This window comes from Chitinophaga sancti, assembly GCF_034424315.1.
In the GTDB taxonomy this organism is placed as follows: domain Bacteria; phylum Bacteroidota; class Bacteroidia; order Chitinophagales; family Chitinophagaceae; genus Chitinophaga; species Chitinophaga sancti.
Genome location: NZ_CP139972.1, coordinates 8,012,372 through 8,033,684, shown reverse-complemented (window position 1 = coordinate 8,033,684; position 21,313 = coordinate 8,012,372). Strand labels below are relative to the sequence as shown.

The window sequence follows — 21,313 nt, the reverse complement described above, 5'->3', positions numbered from 1 at the left end:
CACAGTATTTATATATCTTAACTGAGTTAATTTAGTTTGAAATCACACCAAGTTACCTGCTGTCAGATCTACAATTGCCCGTAATAGTTTCTGATCGGCTTCCTGCAACCCATTCAAATATTGAATATGCGGCTGATCTTTAAATCCCTTTAGCTGCTTTATAATATTATTTGAGCCTTCCAGCAGATCTTTGTGCAATCGCCATCGGTTATGTTCCCCAAAAGGCAAATCAAATGTATAAGGAAGCGTAAACGGAGGGCCTGCCATTTTTTTGCTGTTCTTAGCTACCGGGGTCTGCACCAGGATGGAAGCCAGACTTCTTAAATTATACATTTCACCAAATGCAGAATTGATGATCATTCCACGGGGAGAGGAATTGCCGGAATTATTAAAGCCATTATCCAATAAAAAACTATGGTTCAGGAAATTGAGTAATAACCGGTAACGAATGTCACACAAATTGGCCCAGAGTATCGCCTGCGGGTCTGTAATTTCATCCGTTTCCTCACCGGTTGCCGCTGAATCAGACGGGGTTTCCGCTGCGATATGAGTTTCTGAGCCCACATGGGGATTGGTAGCTACGTTACGGGAAGGATCGAAAGTACCATTGGTTTCTTCCAGTATCGCTTTGTACTCTTTATAAATGTGCAGGAACCGCTCAAAATGAGAAGGTATAGCATTCTCTTTCGTATCTAAACCTTCCCCCTGTTCTGCTATCTCCGACAGTGCATTATAAGCATCGTCGCGGGATAATAATGGCGCGACCAATACATCGGGACTTCTTGTATAAATGCCTTTACCGTCACTTCCCCTGTTGCCCCCGGTATATCCACGGCCCCACTCATCAAACTTAGCCTGGAAGTTAAAGGTTCCTGCCTGAAAAGTTTCATCCGATATTACTTTAGGATCGTTGATTAATTGAAGCAGCACTATAAACAATGCGCCGACAGTATGTGGATCGGATACGGTTGCATCTACCGATTCCCGAATTTCGGCGGCTAAAGGATCATCGCCTTCCAGCCAGTCACAAGGTGCTTCTGCGTAAACATATTTGGCAAGCGAACCAAGAGAGAATTTTTCCAGCGTGAAAGGGAACGGATAGAAAGGGCTATCCCATGGATAACTCTCTCTTCCAAAATTTAACGGAGCCCCAATCACTTTCAACACATTCTGTACAGAGATGAAATGCCCCATTTCTTCTTTTGCAATACCCAGAATGATGTTTTGCCATGTATGGACTTTTTCCTGGTGCTTTGCTGATATGTTTGGCCCGCCGATACTATAAGCTGAGTAAAGGTACTGTAGCATCAGGCCCTGCTCTATTTCGGCATCTATCTGGAGCAGCATTGTAATATAATCCTTCCCATTAAATTGAGATGGTACCTTAAAAGGTTTTGCGTCTTTTAAATGATCACAATGGCTTATAGGCTTGCCACTGGATGTAAACATGGCTTTTGATGCACTGTCCTTTGGCTTGGTATTGGTCTTGACCCATTCTAATATTGGCAAAATGAAATGATCTCTTTTCGGGTTGATATTCATATTATCGTTATTTAGTTAGGTTTAATTACCTGAATACCTCTTTAAGTATGTACCCCACATACAATGACTAGAATTATGCTTTGGATACTATTACTGTTAGTAAGCTAATCCAGGTGTCTTCTAATGCTTTCAGGATACTTTGTCTACTGCTACCTACAGGTCATTTTACTTGAATTCCTAGTTGGAGATGCAACCAGGGATTTAATTAAACTATCTGTCATACTTGATAACAGTAAAGCCAAAGGGATCAAAGTCATGCTGAACAGGTAATAATGGTAGATAAGCAGAAAGCTTGCTAATAAGGTTCTTTTAATAAGCATATGTTTTAGGGTCGTTTTAGGGTTGTCTCGGTAGCATGATAGCAATTTTCTTGCAGATTACCGGGAAAGCTGCATGTATGAAGATAAGCCATAATTAACAGCCCGCCAATACCAGGTAGTTGGTATTTTTACCTATATCGGACTTTTCTTATAGACTAAAAGAAGTTGTTTCTTTAATACACGTTTCTTAACGGAGCATTCCCGATATAAAAAACCGGACCCCTCATGACAAGGGGCCCGGTCAGGTGTAATTGCTTATTTATTCCGATGCTTAATGGGTTCTCCCCAGAGGGTCAGTTCGTGATTATCCGGATGGATACCGGGGCAGGCTTCAGAAGGCAGACGTATCTTGTTAGATACATTACAGCCGCAGAGATCACAAACCTTTTTCCCTGTCCGGTGTCCGGGTTTGTTATTGAGTCCTGCGGATGGAATCAGCTGCTGAAGCATGCCTTTGGGATCACGAAGGTTCGAACATTGCAGGCAGGCGTCTTCACGTCGTTCGAGCACCTGTACATTTACTACGGAAAACCCTGTCTGGCTCCAGCGAAGTATGGCTGTAGCAGCTTTTTTTATCAGGTCTGTATTGGAAAATTCCTGTATGTTTTGTGAACGCGGCTTTTTAAGCAGTACCTCCAGTATTTCCGGATGGTCTTTGCTCAGAAGCAGGTTACGGGCATAACTTTCATTTTCGACTGCCAGTTTCAAGACTTCTTCCGGAACGGGCCCCTCCAGCCCCAGTATTTCCGCAAACTGGCTACGTTGTTCCATTAGCGTATTGTCCATAGTTGCAGCTTTTATTGTGCGGTAAATTTAATGGTGCTTTTTTGAGGGTCCAGAGGAGAGCCGGTATTACTTTTGATCTGTTTGACCGTAACGGTATATTCCACATTTTCCTGAAAATCGGCAACAATTATCACCGCTTTATTATTGTTGGGGGATATGGCTACAGAGCTGATCGTTGCTTCAGGGCTAAATGAATAGTTGGCCGGGGCCTCTGAGCTGGCCTCATCAAGATCCTGGTTGAATGACAACCATACGAATGGTTTTTGATTGCTCAGGATACCTACCTCTTCGCCTGTAAGCTTGAGCAGTGATTGCGGAGGTTGGGCGCAGGCGGGGAGGTTGCCACCCATCTGTGCATACATCAGCGTGTTAATTCTGCATTTGATAGAAGGAAAGTCCTGGTTATTCTCCGGATTACCCTGTTGATTCTCTTCAGAGATATATCCCCAGAACTGTTTCATCTGCGCAATGGCTTTGTCCGAAACATCATAGGCCGTAGTATACCAGGTGGTAGGCATCACTAATCCCATACCATAGTAGTCTGCCTGAATGGTGGGTAATGGATGGGGGCCATTGTAAATTATCGGATTGGAAAGACTAGCAATACCGTAGGAAATAATGAAGGCAAGCCCTTCCTGATACATCCCCTGTAATCTTACCAGGCCGCCTGAAATAACCACTGTTTTTGTACCATAGGCATCAAACGCGTATGCATTGGGCGTAATATTCTCCCAGTCGAGATAAAAGGTGTATTCCGGATAAAATCCTTTATATAATTTAAAGAGATACCGAAGAATATCAACCCCGCTTTTATTACCATAAGGACGGAAATAAGCGTTTGGATTGCCTACAATATCAATAGCCTGTTCGTTGGTGATGAGGGTTTTTGCATTGAAGGGAATGTAAAGTGCTTCATCACGAAACAGTTTAAAGTTTTTAGGCAGACTGATTTTTTCAACTGCTGCTCCATTCATAGAATAGACGCCTGTTTTGAGTTTGGTGGCTTCATTGGCTTTGTCATATTCTGTTGAGCCAATAGGAGGGCCGGCTTCAAATTTTTCACCCAGCGCTGTAGGGTCCAGCTGTACAGAAAAGTCTCCCACCACAAAGCTGCCGGCACTGATGAGATGTCCATTGATATCTCCTGTGAAAGGCTTGCCTGCTGTAATGTGATGTACGCCGCCTGACCAGTTACCGATCTTAATACTCTGGATGGCAACGGGTTCTCCATCTACTGTCACCAATTGGTCGCCGGGCTTTAGGGTGTTTGCCTGTTTCAGAGTACCGGCGGAGGTCATCAGCAGCTGGTCTTCGGTGGAAATGAGTCCGAGGTCTTCCCGGCAGTAGATGAATACCATAGTGGTGGCAATACCACTTAGAGGATCAGTGGGTGGTGTTCCCTGGCTGAAGGTAACAGTAGCAGGGGTCCAGGTAAAAGTCAGTTTTCCGTTGGTATTGGTTAGAGCACCGCTCATCACCTCTTCTCCCTCCACTATTTTTTCAATCGCTTTTAATCCTGTAGGGATGGCAATCGGGGTTCCATATGCCATACATGAGCAACAGCACCAGCATTCACGCTTTTTCATGTTAGGATGCGCGAGCAGATAGTCTACGAGATGGTCCAGATCGTCGAATACCTGTTCATTACATTTTTTAGCATCATATTCAGTAGGCGCACACAAACTGGGGTCGTAAGCCTCCATGTATTTGAATGGTTTGTAATACAGATTGTTCTGAGAACAGTATTCATGTGTGATGTTGGTTTCCTGCGCATCTGTGCAGTGGTAGGAAACGGCGGTGCCCAGGGCGTTGGGACAGGGGCCTAAGCTTTGGTCCCGAAGAGAATTGAAGCATGTAGTAGGATCGTAACCCATAATTTTAGATTTTATTGTTGGGTGAATAGATGCAGGATGTTAAAATTTGTCCGCCTCGTATACCACTACCAGCGCCATGTTCAGCAATTTGTCGGGGTCAAGTACCTTGCCGGATGCTATAGTTTTGATGAGCGTCTGGGGTGTTTGGGAGATATCAAATGTAAGTTTCCAGATGACGGAGGCGCCGTCCCCGCTAACACTCTGAGGCACCACTTCTCCGAAATTATTATCGATGTTGAAGACCTGCGGACTCCCGCTGCCAATGGTCAGGCTGATAAAGTTATTACCACTGATAGGAGTTCCGGCTATTTCAAATTGCAGCAGTACTGAATGCAGCTTAATATTTCGGAGGGTGGTCAGTACATAATTGTCTGTTACGTTGAAAGAGATGGATTGTTTATTTTCAACCGGAGGAGTGTTAAACAATTTATACCAGGCATCCGCATAGGTCTGATTCATCTCCATTGTTTTGGCCAGCAGATTGGCGTATTGCGGGTCTTGTGTTTTGTACAATGATTTGACGTTATCAGCGAATGTTTTGCCTCCGTCAGTAGCGGTGTATTTTATCTTCACGATCACATCGGTAATGGAATTGAAGTTGATCCTGTTTGTATCCGGCGGCAACAGGAAAGTCCAGGTGGATACGGCGCCGGTGCCTTCAAACGGCAGATAACGGTCGTCGTTAAAATCCAGCTGGAACATACCATTGTCATCTGCTCCTTTGGAAACGGCGATTTGCTGGCCTGGCATCCAGTTGCTGCGAAGCACATCGGATGCTGGTGCTTGCGGTGCATTACCAGTGGGATTGACGCTTGTCAGGTAGATGAGGTAATTGACGGCCGTTGCATTGGTATCCGTTTTCTGGATAACGTAATTTGAGTTTTGTATAAGCGTTGCATTAAGGTTTTGATAAGGCCCAACTACTGCCGGTAAAGAGATGGAGATGGCCTTTATTTTACGACAATAGTGTCCCGGAAAATCAAAGTCGAACATCCGTTCGCTGAGCGTGAAGTTAAATACGCCCTGTTGGGCATTTTGTGGTCCCCAGATGAATTTCAGGAACTCCTGCGGAAATGCCTGTCGCAGTGAAATCGTTTTTTCGATTTCGAGCGTGCGTGAATTGCCTTTCATGTAGGACGCTTCCATTTGTTGCAAAGACAGCTGCAGTGCTTCGCCGGAGAGCAATCCGCTATGCAGGGTATCCCAGTAGTTGTAGGTGATAAAGGTATTGCTGTTATTCAGTTCGTACTGATAGGCGGTTTGTGCGGCCAGTGCTGTGTTGAGGGCAAGCTGGTAGCTGTTATAGAACAGGGAGGAAAGTCGTCCTGTCATCCACTGATATAAATCCTGATTGGTAAACTTGGTATGCAGAAAATCATCAACCCGTTTGGCCTGTTCTATACTTTTCAGATGAACGGAGAGGTCTTGCTGATAGTACTCCAGCTGGACCTGAGCGGCTGCAATTTGTGAGGTCAGTTGTGGTACCTCAAACCCGGCGGTTTGTTGTTGGAGGGTCCAGTCTCCATCTCTTCGGTCGAACTGAGCCATGGTATTAAGCACGGCAGCGCTCTGGTTGATGATAGCAGCAGCGCCTTCGCTGATCTGTGCACCGGTGTTGATGGCTTCACCAAATTGCATTCCCCCATCGGCCAGCCCGAAAATATTGGGGGCAAGGTAGCCAGCCACTGCTACACCGCGGATTCCCATGGCCAACAGCTGCGGTGGGGTTACTTCTGCACACAGCACCAGGGCGGCGGTTTCATGAGCATTGAGTCCGTTGGTCAGCAGGTTGGTGTAGTAGGTTTGCCGGTATTGCGCGCTTTCGAGGGCATTGTTGAGTGAGGAGATGGTTTGTTGTTGTTCATCTATCTGCTGCTGTTTCATCAGGGTGATCATATTGAGCAATGCGATCTGCTGGGTGGAGTTGAGTAGGGCCAGTCCTTCTGTATCGCGGTTCTGCAGAACAGACAACAGCATGCTCCCCAGTTGTGCAAGGGTGTTGGCAATACTATAGGCACGCGCTAGCATAGCGGTAAAGCGGTAGTAAGGTACTGCCGGCTGGAAGGGGTATTGTACATTCAGGACGCCGTTGCTGACTGCGGCAGCTTTTACGAGCAGGTTGGGGTCGATCGGTGCGTCGAATAAAGGTAATGGCTGCGCGATACCGTTGATGTTGAGACAATGCCTGATTTTGTAAAGCCGGTCTTCCACACGGTCCCAGTAGCCCATCAGCTGACTGTTGTCTGGTACACAGAAATACAGATTGAGGTCATTATACGCTACGCCTGATTTGCCGGTGTTGACATCTTTTTGTCCGCCTCCGGCGGTATTTTCAAGGTCTATCAAAAACTGGGGAATATTGCTGCCATATTTGGCCTGTATGTCTGCAAAGTTGGCGGCTGGCTGGCTGCTGCAGGGACCCAGATCCTGAGGGCGGGGGCCCAGCAGATCATACGCATACACGTACAACATGGTGGCAGTGTTAATGCTTTCCCAGGTATATTGTGTGAATTCCATGTCTCCCCAGTCAAGCAGATTATCAATATACTGCATCACTGTATTCTTCTCATATGCTCCGATTCTCAGCCGGGCAATAGCGTCCGGGTCAAACGGATCATCATTGTAGACCTTTATCTGTGTAGGATTCTGCAGATTGTTTTGCAGAGAAGCGATGGTATGGTTCCGGAAAGGATTAAACTGCCAATAGCGTACAAGCGGTGTAGACAGGTAGTTGTTCTGCAGCATATTCTGCATTTCCCTGGCTGTCCTCAGATTTTTCCCGTCGCTATCAACTGTCAGGTTAAGTCCCAGTACCTGTGCAATCTGTGCTACAGTGGCATTGTTGGCGGTAGCTGTTACAGATCCGCTGGTAATATAACCAGCTCTCTCCAGGTTCGTATAGAATTGTTCGGATTGTGCTTTACTGATGTCCAGGTTGATAAAGGCATCGGGGCTTATCACGAACGGAGGAAGGGTCGGATTAAAAATGTACTGGTACCATTGTTCTGCATCCAGGAACTGCTGGTTGGTATTCAGCTGTGATGCTACCATCGTGGGGGCATAATAGAAAAGTTCCCAGTAGTAGAGTCCATACGGACCGGTGAAGTCTACCTGGTTGGTATACAGGGAAGCCGGCGGTATTACCTGGAAGTCGGGTTGTAAATCACTGAAACAAGCTCCTATATTAACAGGGGCCTGCTGGGTACTCAACTGTAAAACGGCATCGATGCCTCCTGCAAATAAGCGCCTGTCAATATCCCGGACAACACCGGTCGTTAACCGGGTAGTAGCAAACTGCATGGTGTCGTAGTCAAGGTCCTGGTCTACGGTTGTGCTATCATATTGTATACCTGTACGACCGGATGATAGCAACACATTCAATACCCATTGTGCCTGGAGTTCGGAGATCATAAGGGGGGCTGTGATCATATCGGCATCTGTCAGGGATGCCAGTCTCATATTAACGATCCCGTTGGCGTCCAACAGTTTGAGCACCCGCTCCTGCAACCCCTTATAAATGGTGGATGACAGCGTATTGTTTATATTAAGTCCCTTGTTGATAAATGCATCAGGGGCTACCCATCCGAAAATAGATGCGATCTGAAGCGCATCTGTTATGTCAGGTACGCTTTCACTGTCATCGGGTTCAAACAGGAATGTGCCGCCGGGGTGAATGAAAACGAAGCTGCATGGAGCATTCCGCACCGGAAAGATAGTGGCCCCCGGTGCCTGTGGATTGCCCAGTATGGAAGGTGAACCGTAAAAAAGCTGTAGCAGCGTATCCAGTACATAACGGCAAATGACCTGACTGTATCCCTGCAACAGCGTGGAGATCATATCTACACTGTAGTATTCAATCCTGGGGTCAATCGTTCCATCCGGGCTTAAAGGGCCATGAGGTTTCTGCAGACCATAAAAGAATTTGTTGGAATCATCAGCAGTGATACCTCCTTCCGGCCAGTAAAATGACAATACGTCTGCCTTCGCTGGCATCAATGCGATAATCTGCTGAAGATTCATTCCCTCTGTGTAATTGTTTCCTATGGTATTGTATACCGGAACAAGTACCAGCGCGCCCGTTACATCGTCAAATCCGGCCTGGATAACCGGGGTGGTATTGTCTCCGAATACATCATTGGACAGATACCTGACTTCCTGTTGGTTGATGAGCCAGGATGGATTTAGCAGACTATCTATTACAAAAGAGCCCATCAGTGGCAACTGACTGTTCTGGGATGCCCAGATCAGCTGGTTGTTGTTGCTGACAGCACTATCTATTATGCTTTTGAAAGCACTGAAATCGGTATTATTGTTTGTACTGACATTAGCGGCTGTTAAGATATTGCTATGTGCATATTGAGCCAGCAAAGGACCATAACAGATCATTAATTTGTCGCCGCTTATCCTGCCGGTAACAGGATCTGTAAAATGCTCACTGGTGATGGGTAAGACGGCCACCTTGTGCCAATAAGGCTGGTCCGGACTAAAAAAAGCAGGATCAAACGGAGCATGCAGGTCTTTTTCACTGGTGACATTGATCACCTGTGGATCTGCCAGTGATTGGGGAGCTGTCCAGTTGCCGCTGAAATCAATGAAGGAATATTTGATGGCAGCCTTGACAACCGTTGCCTTGGCATTGCCGTTGCTCGATGTGAAATCGGTCACCTGGGTGGTGGTCAGTTCTGTCCAGAAGATGAACAACCGGTTAAACGCATATACGGGTGTGATGAGTGGAGAAGGGATGGTGATACTGATTTCCTTCCATTCTGTCCATATACTACCCGACTGGCGGGTGATATAATAATAGTTGGTGGGATTGGTCTGGGAACGGGCAAACAGATAAAGTGTTTCTGCTGCACCTAATGCAGGATCATGAACAATATACTGGCAGGCTTCTACGTACTGTAGTTTAGCAAGGTCCCCGAAGTTATCCAGGTATGTTTTGTAAGCTTTGCCTACATTGGGTTTGGTGATTTCTGCCTGTGAAAGATCATTTTCCAGTTGGGTAAAAAGACTGGTCTTAGTTCTGCGGAGGGCAGGGTCCAGGTAGTTCTCCGGATACAGGAAGATCTGCCTGTTGGCTTCCCATTCCCGGTAACTCATGAGCCAGGGCCACCAGCTGTCGGGAATGGCATCTTTACTGATGCTGGCATTTAATTCAAGATTCAGCCGGCATCGTTGCAGATATAACTGGGCTGAGTTTAATGCCTGCCGGATGAGGGATGTCTCGCTGCATCCTCCCATGTCCACATCAATCAGTAAATATTCATATAGTGCCCTGGAATTGCTGATGTCGGAATAGGTCTTGTTGAGTGTCCATATGCTGTAGGCTTCCAATACATCCCGTTGTTGTTCCAGCAGTGGACTATTATATTTTTTATAGATACCGGCCCATGCCTGTTCACCCGAACATGCATGCAATGCGCCTGTCAGGGCATTGGCTTTATTGGTAAAAGTGAACCAGTTATCATTATTAGCTGCGGATAGCAGTTGAAGCGAAGCCAGTGACTGTATAAAATACATATCCAGACCCAACTTTTTGCCGATGATGAAACAGTTGTTTACCTGGTAGATCTCACACACGGTGCTGCAACGCTTTGTTTCACCAAATAAGATATTACATACAAACATACTTTGGTCTGGTGGCCATCCGGTGAGCGCGCATAATTTTTGCATCTGCGCGTCGGTTACCGAACCATTGGCTGCCTGGGCAAGAAAGCTGATGAACTGGTTTTGGGTATCCTGGAAAGTATATACCAGGCTTTTCATCTTCCATATGTTGATTAGGTTGGTCAGCAACAATGGTTTGAAATTGAACACATCTGTACTGCCGTTCAGATAGGCTTGCGGATAGTTGAATATGTTGTTCAGTTCATCAGGGGTAAGCGATAACCGGGTTGCAATCAGCAGGTGCTGGGAGAACATCAGGATAAAAGCTGATAATGCTGCAGGAACGGGACTAATATTAGCGATCAGCAAAGTAACAGCGGATGGTATTTGCTGAATAGCTGAAATGCCTGCTATCATTACCGCAGTTAGCTCCGGAGTAGTATTGAAAAATCCAGCCAGATTGCTGATAAGTGCCTGCTGTTGATCAGTATAAAGCTGGTTTAGCCGTTTTTGTGCGTCATCGAGTTGTTCGGCTGTAGGGGTATAGCTGGTTTTGTCTGGTAATGTAAGGCTGGTGATGAGTTTTTTGTCTGCGTCTGTGAGTTGCTTCAATACTACACCTTGTGTGTTCACAAAACCATGAGTGGAGAAGTAATTAAAGAAAGCATTCGAAACGTCAGCATTGATAGCATTGGAGATGAAACTGGTGCTTACCACCAGCAGTGGCTGTACATAGGTAACGAGCGATGCAAGGAAAGCATTCAGGGAATCACTGGTATATCCTGTATTGACATAAAGACTGGTTACACTGTTGAGAATATAATCCAGTTCATATACATTAAACCTGGTTGCCTGCATCCAGTCAGCCACATCAGCTATTTGTCTGATGTCTGCCGGTAATAAGCGCTGCAGGCTTTTCTTGTTGGTGAGCTTCAGCAGGACGAGGTAGTCAGCCACCGGCATTTTGAGCCGTGCAGGAAGTAAGGTATGCCGGTATAGTAGAGACAGATTACTTACTCCCAGCGGCATGGACGATGTATTTGGATAAAAGTTGGCGGCTATGGCCGTCAGATCATTGTTGCTGGCTTTGAGGCCGGAAACGATCCTGCGGGAATAGTTGAGGGCAGATTGTGCTGACTGGGACAACTGGGAATGTTCTGTGTCGAACAGTGTCTGGCTGATCACCCAGTCAACAGGCGTATTTAAATATAAAGGATTATTGAAAAGTGCATCTTGACTGTTCCCGGTTAATGTCGTGACAGGATGGTAGTAGTCGAGATCACTACCATTCCGGATAAGTGCGGGGTCATTAAAGATAGTGTCGAAGAGGGCTTCTGAATAGCAGTTATCGCCCATTCCGGTAGTTTTGATATCAAACCAGCAGGCTGCGAGGTTCACGGGGTCTATGTTCAAACGGTCGGCCAGTGTTTTTACATCAGCGAGTGATTCCAGCGTACTATCGTTGATGGCGCTAAAACCAAAGGACATCATGAGCCAGTCCAGCGTGGAGTATTCCCATCCGATGGCTTTGGCCAGCCGCAGGAATCTGTTTAAACGGTCCAGGGTATCATGATTGATATTGGTGATCTGTTCAATAGGATTATTAGAATCAACGTTGTTGATCGTTATGTCCATGTAGGCATTGCCGGTCAATCCCTGGTTAATGAACAGCTGATGTGCCAGTGTGACGGCCTGTGCACCTCCTGTCTGTGTTCCATTCCAGGGGCTGGGGCTCCATTGGCTTTCATAACCTTTCATCCATTTTCCGGTGAAGGAAGAATAGTTGGTGGTCATGGTAAACTGGAAGCTGCCCTCGTTGTCAGGAGGATCTATGCCAGCCTGGGACCATGTACCGGTGATGACATTGCCATTCAGCGTTCCTTCGAGTGTACCGTAACAGTCATCAAAAGAGCCGCGTACTTCATTTCCGAAAAATGTCAGCGTCAGCCTGGTTCCGAAGATGGAAGGTGTATAGGTATATGTCACACCTGTACGTTCTTCCTGAGACAGCTGTTGTCTTAACAACGACATGAAGTCGTTTCTTTCAAGACCTGTCTGTTTTAGTATTTTGGAAAGCACTTCCAGTCCGCCGTTATCATTGGTGCCGACAGTTGTGCCATAAGCGGCTGTAAGGCTGGCCGCACTGGTGCCTGGTGTCTTTACAAGCTGGTACCTTTCTAAAGAAAGGTTTAGTTCTTCGACGGCATATCCGACAGGTTGTTTTTTATCCGGATCAAATGCGGATATGATGGCGCTGAGTGTTAACTGGAATTGTTTGAGTAGTACGCGTATCTGGTTAAGTGGCTGATTATAGGGTGTATTGAAAGGATATACGGCTGTTGCCATTGACTGCCATACTACCGGATAGGTACCTGGATTGTTGTTGATCAGGGCATCTTCTACCGTATTTTCCAGGATAGCATTAACGATCTGAAGATAGGGCACCATGGTATTGGTATTGGTGCAGGTTAATTCTATCTGCCAGAGGTCCGGCCGTCTTGCCTTTAAGGTAAGTCCTGCGGGGATGGGAGTGTTGCCGGTTGAGTCAGGAACAGTGATGGCCTTGTCTATGATGCGCATGAGGTCCACGAAATAGGCAGCAGCTCCCAGTATGGATTTGCACTCATCGCAGGTGCAGAAGTCGAGGGTGCCAAAGATCTGCTGGTAGTCTGATAAGGCTTCAAAGTATCCTGTTACATCCTTGCTGATAGGGTTTACAGCCATGTTACGGAAGTAGCGATTGGCTACTACACCGTGTACAGTTGCCAGCAGGTGCATGGTCTGGTCTTTAAGGCGTAGGGCCCGGTCATATACCTGATTGGCGATGGATTCTTCACCTAACAGGTCGCTGTATTGATGTATAAATGTGGATCGGCTCATGGTTGTCAGCTGCTGAGCGGAGTCAATACCTGCTGTAAAAAGGGTATGAGCGGTATTTTCGTCCGGACCGATACGGCGAAGGCGCTGCCATTTCCGGAGCGTGTGAAGTTCTTCCGGGGTATTCTTCAGACCGTATTGGCTGATGATGTCTGTATCCAGCAGATTAGTTGTTTGTATATCGAAGTGTGGGTTCCGGTGGTAAAAATCTTTCAGGGAATCCGGAATGACTGCGGACCGCGTTTTTGAAGGATTCATGGTCATCTTGATTAAAAAGTAAATAATGAGGTTATATCAGAAGGTCCGCCAGGTACTGGATTCCGGCCCGGTATGGTAAGTTCTCATAACATCTTCCTGGCTGTAATAGTGGTAAGGCTCTGGCGTTTGTGTACTGTGGGTATTACCGTAAAGATGTGAGGGTCTTGCATTCAAAGTATTGTAATGGTATTCCATATACCGCTCACGCGCACCGAGCCTACCCCATCCTTCGATGCCAATCCTGTTCCTGCCGGCATAACTGACAATGCTGCCACCAATGGATACGTATTCCGGCAGGCGCATTTCCTGCGGAATGCCCTGGACAGTCTGTTCAAACAAACTGCGGTTAGAATCGGCTTGCCCCTCAGTAGTCACGGGGTTTGTTGTTGTGTGGACTTGCAGTTCACCGAATCGTTGGGTCCAGCCTATGTCTGCAAAGGTAGATGCCTGATATTGGGTTGGCCATGCATCCGCTACTACCAAATCCTTTTCCGGTACAGACCTGGGATCTCCTATCAGGGTGTAGGAGTGCTTTACATTGGGGTCCCAGATCCTGTACACCGGTTCTGTAATGATGGAAGAGATCAGGTAGGAATGCGTGAGTGCACTGAATTCATTACAGGCCCCACCATGTGCCGCAATGGCAGTAGCTGCCCTTTTAAAGGCATCCGCACCGTTAGTGACGGCCTCGGAATCTCCGAAATAACCGGTTAAAATGTTTCTGGCTACTGTTAAACGTGCGGAGCTTTCTGATTCTGTACTCACCACTTCCTGCCCTAAATTGCCAGCGAACGGAATTTGACGCCTGGCGAAGGCGATGGCTTTCTGTGCCTGTTCCAGCCGTTGGCCGGTCTCTGTTGAAACCTGAATTTCCCGGACCATACCGGTAGGATCTGTGAAAGTAATGGGATTACCACCCACATAAAAATACAGGTTGAGTCCATCTGCAATACCGGCAGGATCGGGCTTGAGCCATCGTCCGAGCCAGGGCGCATAATATCTGGCGCCATAGTAATAGAGGCCGGTACTGTCGTCACATTCCTTACCGGAATAACGATAATCCTTATACGAAACTTCCAGCTGATTGTTACCGGCAATAATACTGGTACCTCCGTAAGGAAAGTATTCTTCATAGCTGATCAGCAGGGCCTGGGAATCCACTTCCATGGCAACGGAATGCAGCAGGTTACTTAACTGCCAGCGTAGCTGCCGGGTACCGGCCATCGCTTCTTTTTTAGTGTCATCCTGTGCCCAGTAATGAAGGATAAGAATACATTCATCTCCATCCATTATTCTGACCGTTTGCCTGATCATGGTGGTAGTGGTTTGATTCTGTGCACCGACTGTTTTCAGCTGCTTGATTTCATAATTGCCGAGATATATCTTTTCTGAGATATTGGTTACACTACCTCCGTGGGCCATGTATTCGGAAACTTTTCTGATACGGCTTCCATTGCTATCGTATTGATAATAGTCGGCGTCGTCCTGCTCCTGCGGCCTTTCGATGATGGCGGCCTGCACAAGCTCTTCGCGGTAGTTAAAAGACAGACTCACTGTATTGTTGATCTGCAGCTGTGTAAGGTTTCCGGAAGCGTCGTAACGGAGGTCCTTCAGGTGATTGGAGCTGCCTTCCACTGCAGTATCCCTTGTCCATGAAGCAGAAGTAGCTGTGTGGCGGGTTTGTACAAGATTGAATCCATCATCATACACATACTGTTCTCTATAGTTTTCCAATGCGGTACCATCTGCCGGCAACTGACTGAATTTGCTTTGTTTAAAATTGCCGTCAGCGTTGTTATTCCTGTATGTATTGGCAGTAATGCCCGGATGTTGCCGGCCGGTAGCATTGATCAGACGGTACAATGCATCGTAGGTATAATCAGATACCGCTGCTACCTGCTGATTATTATTGAATACTGTGTCAATACTATGATCAGTCATTCTTGTGATATTGCCCGCAGGATCGTAGGTGTATGCGATGGATTGCATCACATCACTGCTCCTCATGCTTTTCAGGAGTAGCAGGCATGAGGTGGTGTTTTCATATGTGTAGTTTGTCCTGATGCCATTTGCGTAAATAACGCTTGTCCGCTGCCCGCTGGCGTTATAGTCAATACCGGTTATTATCTGTTGCGGAGCATTGTTGTATTGAAGTGTGATAGTAGCAGGCAACCCTTGCAGGTTATAACCAGTTGTGGCGGTGGTGCCATCTGGTGTTTGCTGCATCACTATTTGTGTTAGTGCATTGTAAGTGAAGCTGCTGGCATAGGTGTCAGTAACCATGGGTATGGACGCCGTATTCCAGTCGGGTGGCTGTTTGTAGTCGGAGATCAGTTGTCTGGATACCTGCAGTGTTTGACCCTGAAGGCTATAGGATGGGTAAGTCTGAATACCTGCGGCATCTTTTTGTTGATATAACTGGCCGCGGAGATTGTTGGCCTGTGATGCAGACTGACTTTCTCCGTAAATAAAAACTTCCATCAGCGGGTATTGCGCTGCGGGCACCGAAGGCATACCCGATTGTATCTGTTGGGCTCTGACGGCAGTTTTTCGCTGAAAGCGATCATAACTTATCAGCTGGTTGTAGTCACGGGGAGACCAGGACCATACCGGATTGCCGAAGACGTTATTCAGCGTAAAGGACCGGCCGGCATCGCTACTGTCAATGAGTACAGGCCCGGATGCTCCCATGATATAGCCTTGCCTGAAGTTATAGTAGTTGGAGGCAGTCGTAACATTGGAATAATACAGCCTGGCATCTGTGATCTGCGTGATGCGTCCGGCCATATCCGTATCGTAACAGGCAGTCAGACAGTTTTGTTTTAGCAGGGTGATGATTTGTCCGGAGAATGGCTGGAATGCAGGTTTGAGCTTTAAGGTAAAACCTTTTTCATAAGGCTGGAAGTTCACGGTCACATATCCATCAGTAGAAAGGTATTGTTCTGCTACCAGTTCATCCCATATCTGCCGGCTTGTAAGGCCAGATCCTTGTACCATAGTAGTAAAGGCATCAGGTGATACATATCCCAGGTTGTTCTGCATTTTGAGGAAAACGCTGCCGGTATTGTCTTTTATCTGTATAGCCGGTGTATTGTTAAATATGGCTGCTTTCTCCAACGCATCTTTTTCATTAATCTGCTCCTGGGTGGGGTTTGCAGGATAGTTCGCCATGAAGGAGATATAATAGGGCGAGGTTTTCACCGTATCATTGGTGTCATATAGTTTTTCTTCCCACGGCGTATACACCGTAAGGATGTAAAAACCCTTTGGCGTGTCTGTTCTGACAGGTCTTGTCAGCGGATCGTATTGTGTGGTGGCCGGAGGAGGAACGGCGTTGCCGGCCAGTTCCTGTTGCGATTGAAAGTGTACGGTGTCACTAAAGAAAGGAAGATAGGCTGCTGCAACTTTGCCTTTATTGTTAAAAACAGTACGGCCCGAAGTCAGCCAGGTATTTGCGGCGGTGAGCTGTTTGGTTTCGATGGCCCTTCCCATGCCGTCACTGTATTCGATTAGCTGGCGACAGGAAAAGGGGCTGATACCGGTTTTGGTATGATAAAATTCTGTTCGGTTGAGTTGTATGCTGCTGATAGGTTGCGAACGTTGCTGATAAGCATCCATATCATAGAAGAAAAAACTGACAGCTCCCTGGAGATAATATTCGGGATTGCTGATCACATCAGCGAAGGAAACAGGATACCCGTCTTTTGTGGTGGCAGGCCAGGAGTATTCTGCCGGTTGGTCTTTAAAATCATATAACCTCATTCCTCCGGTATAGACACCTTTTTCTTCTCCGAATACGGTGCTGACAGCAACATTGCCCAGCGGGTCATAAAGTATCTGTGTCACATTGCCGTTAGGGTCACCCATCTGTCGGAATTTCATCGTCTGATAATCGCATTCGGCCCATGTTTCATTATAGGTGTTATCATCCAGATATTGTTTACTGCCGCTGATCACCATGTTGTAGCGGTCATAGGAGAATGTTGTTTGCAAAAAGAGAGAGGAGGCAGTGCTGGCAAAAGAATTTTCCACCTTGTACAATTGATAAAGAGTTTGGGCGGTGGAGAAGTAATGCTGTACCAAACCTCTATTATACCAGTATCCTCTAGCCTGATCAAAGTAATAGCCACCATCATTTTGCAGGATGCTATCGGTCATATTTTCTCCGAAAAGATACCTGACGTTGTCAGATGTAAAGGAGGCCGTCTGCTGGTGATGAAGCAGGGAGCGGGATGAATGCTGGCCCAGGGGTAAAAAATTGTCCTGTGTCTCATTCCAGAAGTAGGCTTCCCTGATAGTGAGTTGCTGCGCCTGTAATGTAGCGGCAGCGGGTATTGTCAGGTAAGGAATGATCTGCTGAAGAGCAGTCTGTACCTGGCTATTTATGTTGTCGAAGGTGAAATAAGTGTTTCCCGCGAGATTAGGATGACAGATCTCAAAGTCTTCCTGTTTGTAAAGAACACCTCTCCAGCATCCGTTCTGCAGACTGGTGCTATTGATGTAGCTGTTGCGCCGGGCTGTTACTTTTAGTTGCTGTTGTGCTGCATATACGTGAGTGTTTTCAAATGGCCCGTTGCGTCTTGAAAGGTATATGGTGCAGGACAGTTGTGTCTTTCCGTTGAGTGGGTCGGTTTGTAAGGTGAAGTGCTGGGTGATGGCAGGGTCCAGGGGATCTCTTTCGTAATTGTATGAAATACTTTCCCGGTTGCTGACTGAAAAGGAGGCATATGCCTGGTCTCCTATGGCTTGCAATAACAATACTGTAACATTGGCTGCTTCTACCGTATACGGATTTCCGGATATTGCCTGGTCATCGTTGGCATATACTTCTTTGCGCAGGATACAGCCCTGTAGTGCTGCATATGCCTGTCGAAGGGTTGCTGCATCAGCATTGTAAATATCCGGTTCAAAAACATTCCCGGGAAATTCCAGGGCCTGTAAGTCTCCCTGAAAATACGCCTGTTTATATTGCCGGAGAAGGGCATCATTTTCCTGGAAAGTGCCGGTATGACACCAGGTTCTGGTATAAACAGGAGGGATATACAGGTCCTTGTTTAGCGGGGCTACAGCATTGCCAGGAGTTTGTTCATATTGCTGAAAGGTTTCCGTGTCCCATGCTTCAACAAAACCGAAGCCGCAGAACTTTCTTTCTACCGGATCATAATAACCATTGTGATATTTATAACGATTAACAGTTTTGGTAGCGGACAGCTGATCACATACAGTGACTGATTCCACTACTTGTACGGGAAATCTCAGTTTGGTCACCCATGGTTGTCCTGCTTGTTTATCTTCCAGGGCAAACCGGGTAGCACTACAGTACTGTATAGTAGTAACAGTACCGGTATTATTGTTGATCTGGTTCAGCAGATAAGGCTTCATACCATTGCTGAAATCATAATAGTAATGTTTGGGAGCAGGGGACATTTTGGAGAAAACGAGGCAATTGGTGCCATTCCCATTGATGTCCATAAAATGAATCTGATCTGTGTCACTGAATTGCTCGGGCAATATTACCGTAATGGGAACGGAGAAAGTGTTGCCGTTCTGATTGATATAAACTGTTACGCTGTTGGCAGAAACATATACAAGATCGGTAGTACCTGATCCGTCAATATCGGTGAGGAATAAACGACTGTAGTCGAGGATATCTTCGGGTACAGGAGCATTTCCTATGGCCACTTTGGGGCCATATTTGCCGGAGCCCAGGCAGGGCCAGCATTCTGCCAGTCCGCTGGAAATGCGTACCCGATGTAGTGAACCATCTCCAAACATATCCGCAAAGGAAACCACCTGTCCGGAAGAATCAGCTGTCTGGAAAGGAAAGCCATTTTCGTTTTGAAGGGTCCTTGCCGGCAGAAAACCATCTTTTCCGGCAGAGGGGTAAACAAGAATCTTATCACTGGTAGCCAGCAACAGATCCGTTCTCCCGGTTGCATTTATATCAGTGGCTTCCAGAAAGGGATTGCTGGTATCAGCAGGATAGTATGTAAAGGGTTGAAAATTATTCCAGCTACCATCATTGTTGTAGGTATAGAAACCATTGCCAGCCAGTAATTCCACCTGGCCATCTCCATTCAGGTTTACCATCCAGGCATTGCTGTTACGAATATCTTTGTTGACAGGAAAACTATTAAGAGATACCGGCAACTGGTATTTTCCGTCTCCTGTTGGTGCCAGATAAACAATAGTATTGCCATTGTTGAAAAGAAATCCGGGAAGTCCGTCTCCGTTCAGGTCTATAGGCAAAAATCTCTGTTCTCCCAGATAATCGGGTAGGGTATTGTTGTCCATCTCCAGGATGTCAAAAGAAGGAGTGGAGGCAGCTTCAAATGATGTGTAGCTGAGCGTCAGTGGTGGTAATTGTTTGGCTTCGTATCCTCCCGTTTTATCTTTTTTATATCCTGCGGATATTACTTCCTTCAGCAGCGACATGATGGTGATCTGCGAGGACTGGTAAGGCTGACAGGCATCGTAGTTTAGTAAGGTGCTTCTAACCAGGCAAGGGTTTCCAAGTTCCTCAAAATGATGGAAGAGCAGGATTTGCCGGCATAAGCGGCAGGTACGTATTTCAAAGCCGCCTTTATAAGACGAGAATGCGTCTGGTCTGTATGCCCATTCCCTCACGGGAATATAGGGGTTTGCATTTTGTTGGTTGATATTTGACAAATCATATTCGCCATAATCGAATATCAATTCAAATGCAAATTGTGGATTGCCGTTGCTGTCCCAGTAGTTACCATATTTAACGGATGAAAGATATCTGTTTGCCTCATAAGATCTGTTCTGCTCATAGATGACAGAAGGAACATTCTGGTTGTTTTCTGACTTGTAGGTATAAGTTATTTTCTTCCCGCAGGCATCTGTGGAAGTATCGGGTAGCCATTGAAATATCTGCGTAGGATCGGCCGGGTTAACGATACAGGCATTGCCAGTTGTACCGAACGTAGTAGTGACATTACCGGAGGAAACGACCTTCCACCAGGATGTACCATCCTTGACACTCTCCCATTGTTCGATACAGGAATAGGCTTTTTGTATTCTGGGTACATAGGTAGTGACAAGCCAGTCTTCATTGTTGAAATGTTCGGTCCGATCAGTTGTTTTAACCAATTCTCCTTCACCTGTCAGTATATACTGATCGGTGCCCATATACCGGGGAATGCCTTTGGTGGTCATTCTTGAGATACTATTAAGGGTCAGCGTAAATCCCAGGCCAAATACGTCATTGCCCTGTGCTGAATTATAGGTCAGTGATAATTGTGGTTCAAATCCTCTGGCCGGTGTGATGGGTAGTGGAATAGTATAATTCCCTGTGCCGGAAAACGTGTCTGGTTGAAATGTATTACCCATACCGCTTAATGCCCCGCCTCCTTTGGGAGTGGATAGTTGGGGAATGACAATATCCGTTAATGCAGATGGTGAATCTGTTACTTCCATGAGCGTTGTATTGAGGCCATTTAACAGGAAACCTAGCGCTGTATTATGGGGCGTCGTGGGTTAAATTGACCAGGATTAAGTAGTTCTTATTTCGTGAAATTCTTATGGGGGGCTAGGATTATCTTAACAGTTATTTGAGTTTTTTGAATGAATCAATGCTTAAAATCTTCTGTAAGAAGTAGGAGAATTTCATTCCTTTGATAAATTTAAAGATAAGTTTTTATTTTCTTGGGTTTTTATTTTCAGTTTTTTTAATTATTTTATAATTCGGACTCCTTATTAATATAAAAGATGGTTGACTGCGTGAAAGTATTGTTTGTTGAGGTTTCGGATAATGAGGGAGAGCGTATGTTGAATTTTTAAGATTGGAGATATGCCGCGTTTCCACACACTTCGGCCCTTGTTTCCTTCAGGGCTCACATTCATAAATCTGGCTACCGCCTTCTTGTCTGCTTCAATAACTGCAAATCCCCCTTTCCCATGACAGTTGCTATAAACCTTGGTACTCCCACGTTAGCACGCTGTACCTAATTCTCCTGGCTCTTTTAAATAAAGAAGTATATTACTAGCCCTGTTATTATAGTGTGTGCCTCCGGGATGTTGAAA

General features: G+C 46.2%; 5 protein-coding genes. All 5 read right to left on the bottom strand.

Translation table 11 applies throughout. The features are described 5' to 3' along the window. Positions 1-42: 42 nt before the first annotated feature. Positions 43-1,542 carry a ferritin-like domain-containing protein gene (locus tag U0033_RS31650; protein WP_072363180.1) on the bottom strand — a complete coding sequence of 500 codons (1,500 nt, stop codon included), beginning with the start codon at positions 1,540-1,542 and terminating at the stop codon, positions 43-45. Positions 1,543-2,117: 575 nt separating this feature from the next. Further along, complete coding sequence (locus U0033_RS31645) at positions 2,118-2,648, bottom strand: hypothetical protein (protein WP_072363181.1); 531 nt, start codon at positions 2,646-2,648, stop codon at positions 2,118-2,120. An 11-nt stretch (positions 2,649-2,659) separates the two neighbouring features. Then, complete coding sequence (locus U0033_RS31640; RefSeq protein WP_143150802.1) at positions 2,660-4,522, bottom strand: Ig-like domain-containing protein; 1,863 nt, start codon at positions 4,520-4,522, stop codon at positions 2,660-2,662. Between the two features lie 39 nt (positions 4,523-4,561). Next, positions 4,562-13,267, bottom strand: coding sequence for a Tc toxin subunit A-related protein (locus U0033_RS31635; protein ID WP_177318651.1), 8,706 nt, complete (start codon positions 13,265-13,267; stop codon positions 4,562-4,564). A 36-nt stretch (positions 13,268-13,303) separates the two neighbouring features. After that, positions 13,304-20,707 carry a SpvB/TcaC N-terminal domain-containing protein gene (locus U0033_RS31630; protein WP_072363185.1) on the bottom strand — a complete coding sequence of 2,468 codons (7,404 nt, stop codon included), beginning with the start codon at positions 20,705-20,707 and terminating at the stop codon, positions 13,304-13,306. Positions 20,708-21,313: the final 606 nt, after the last annotated feature.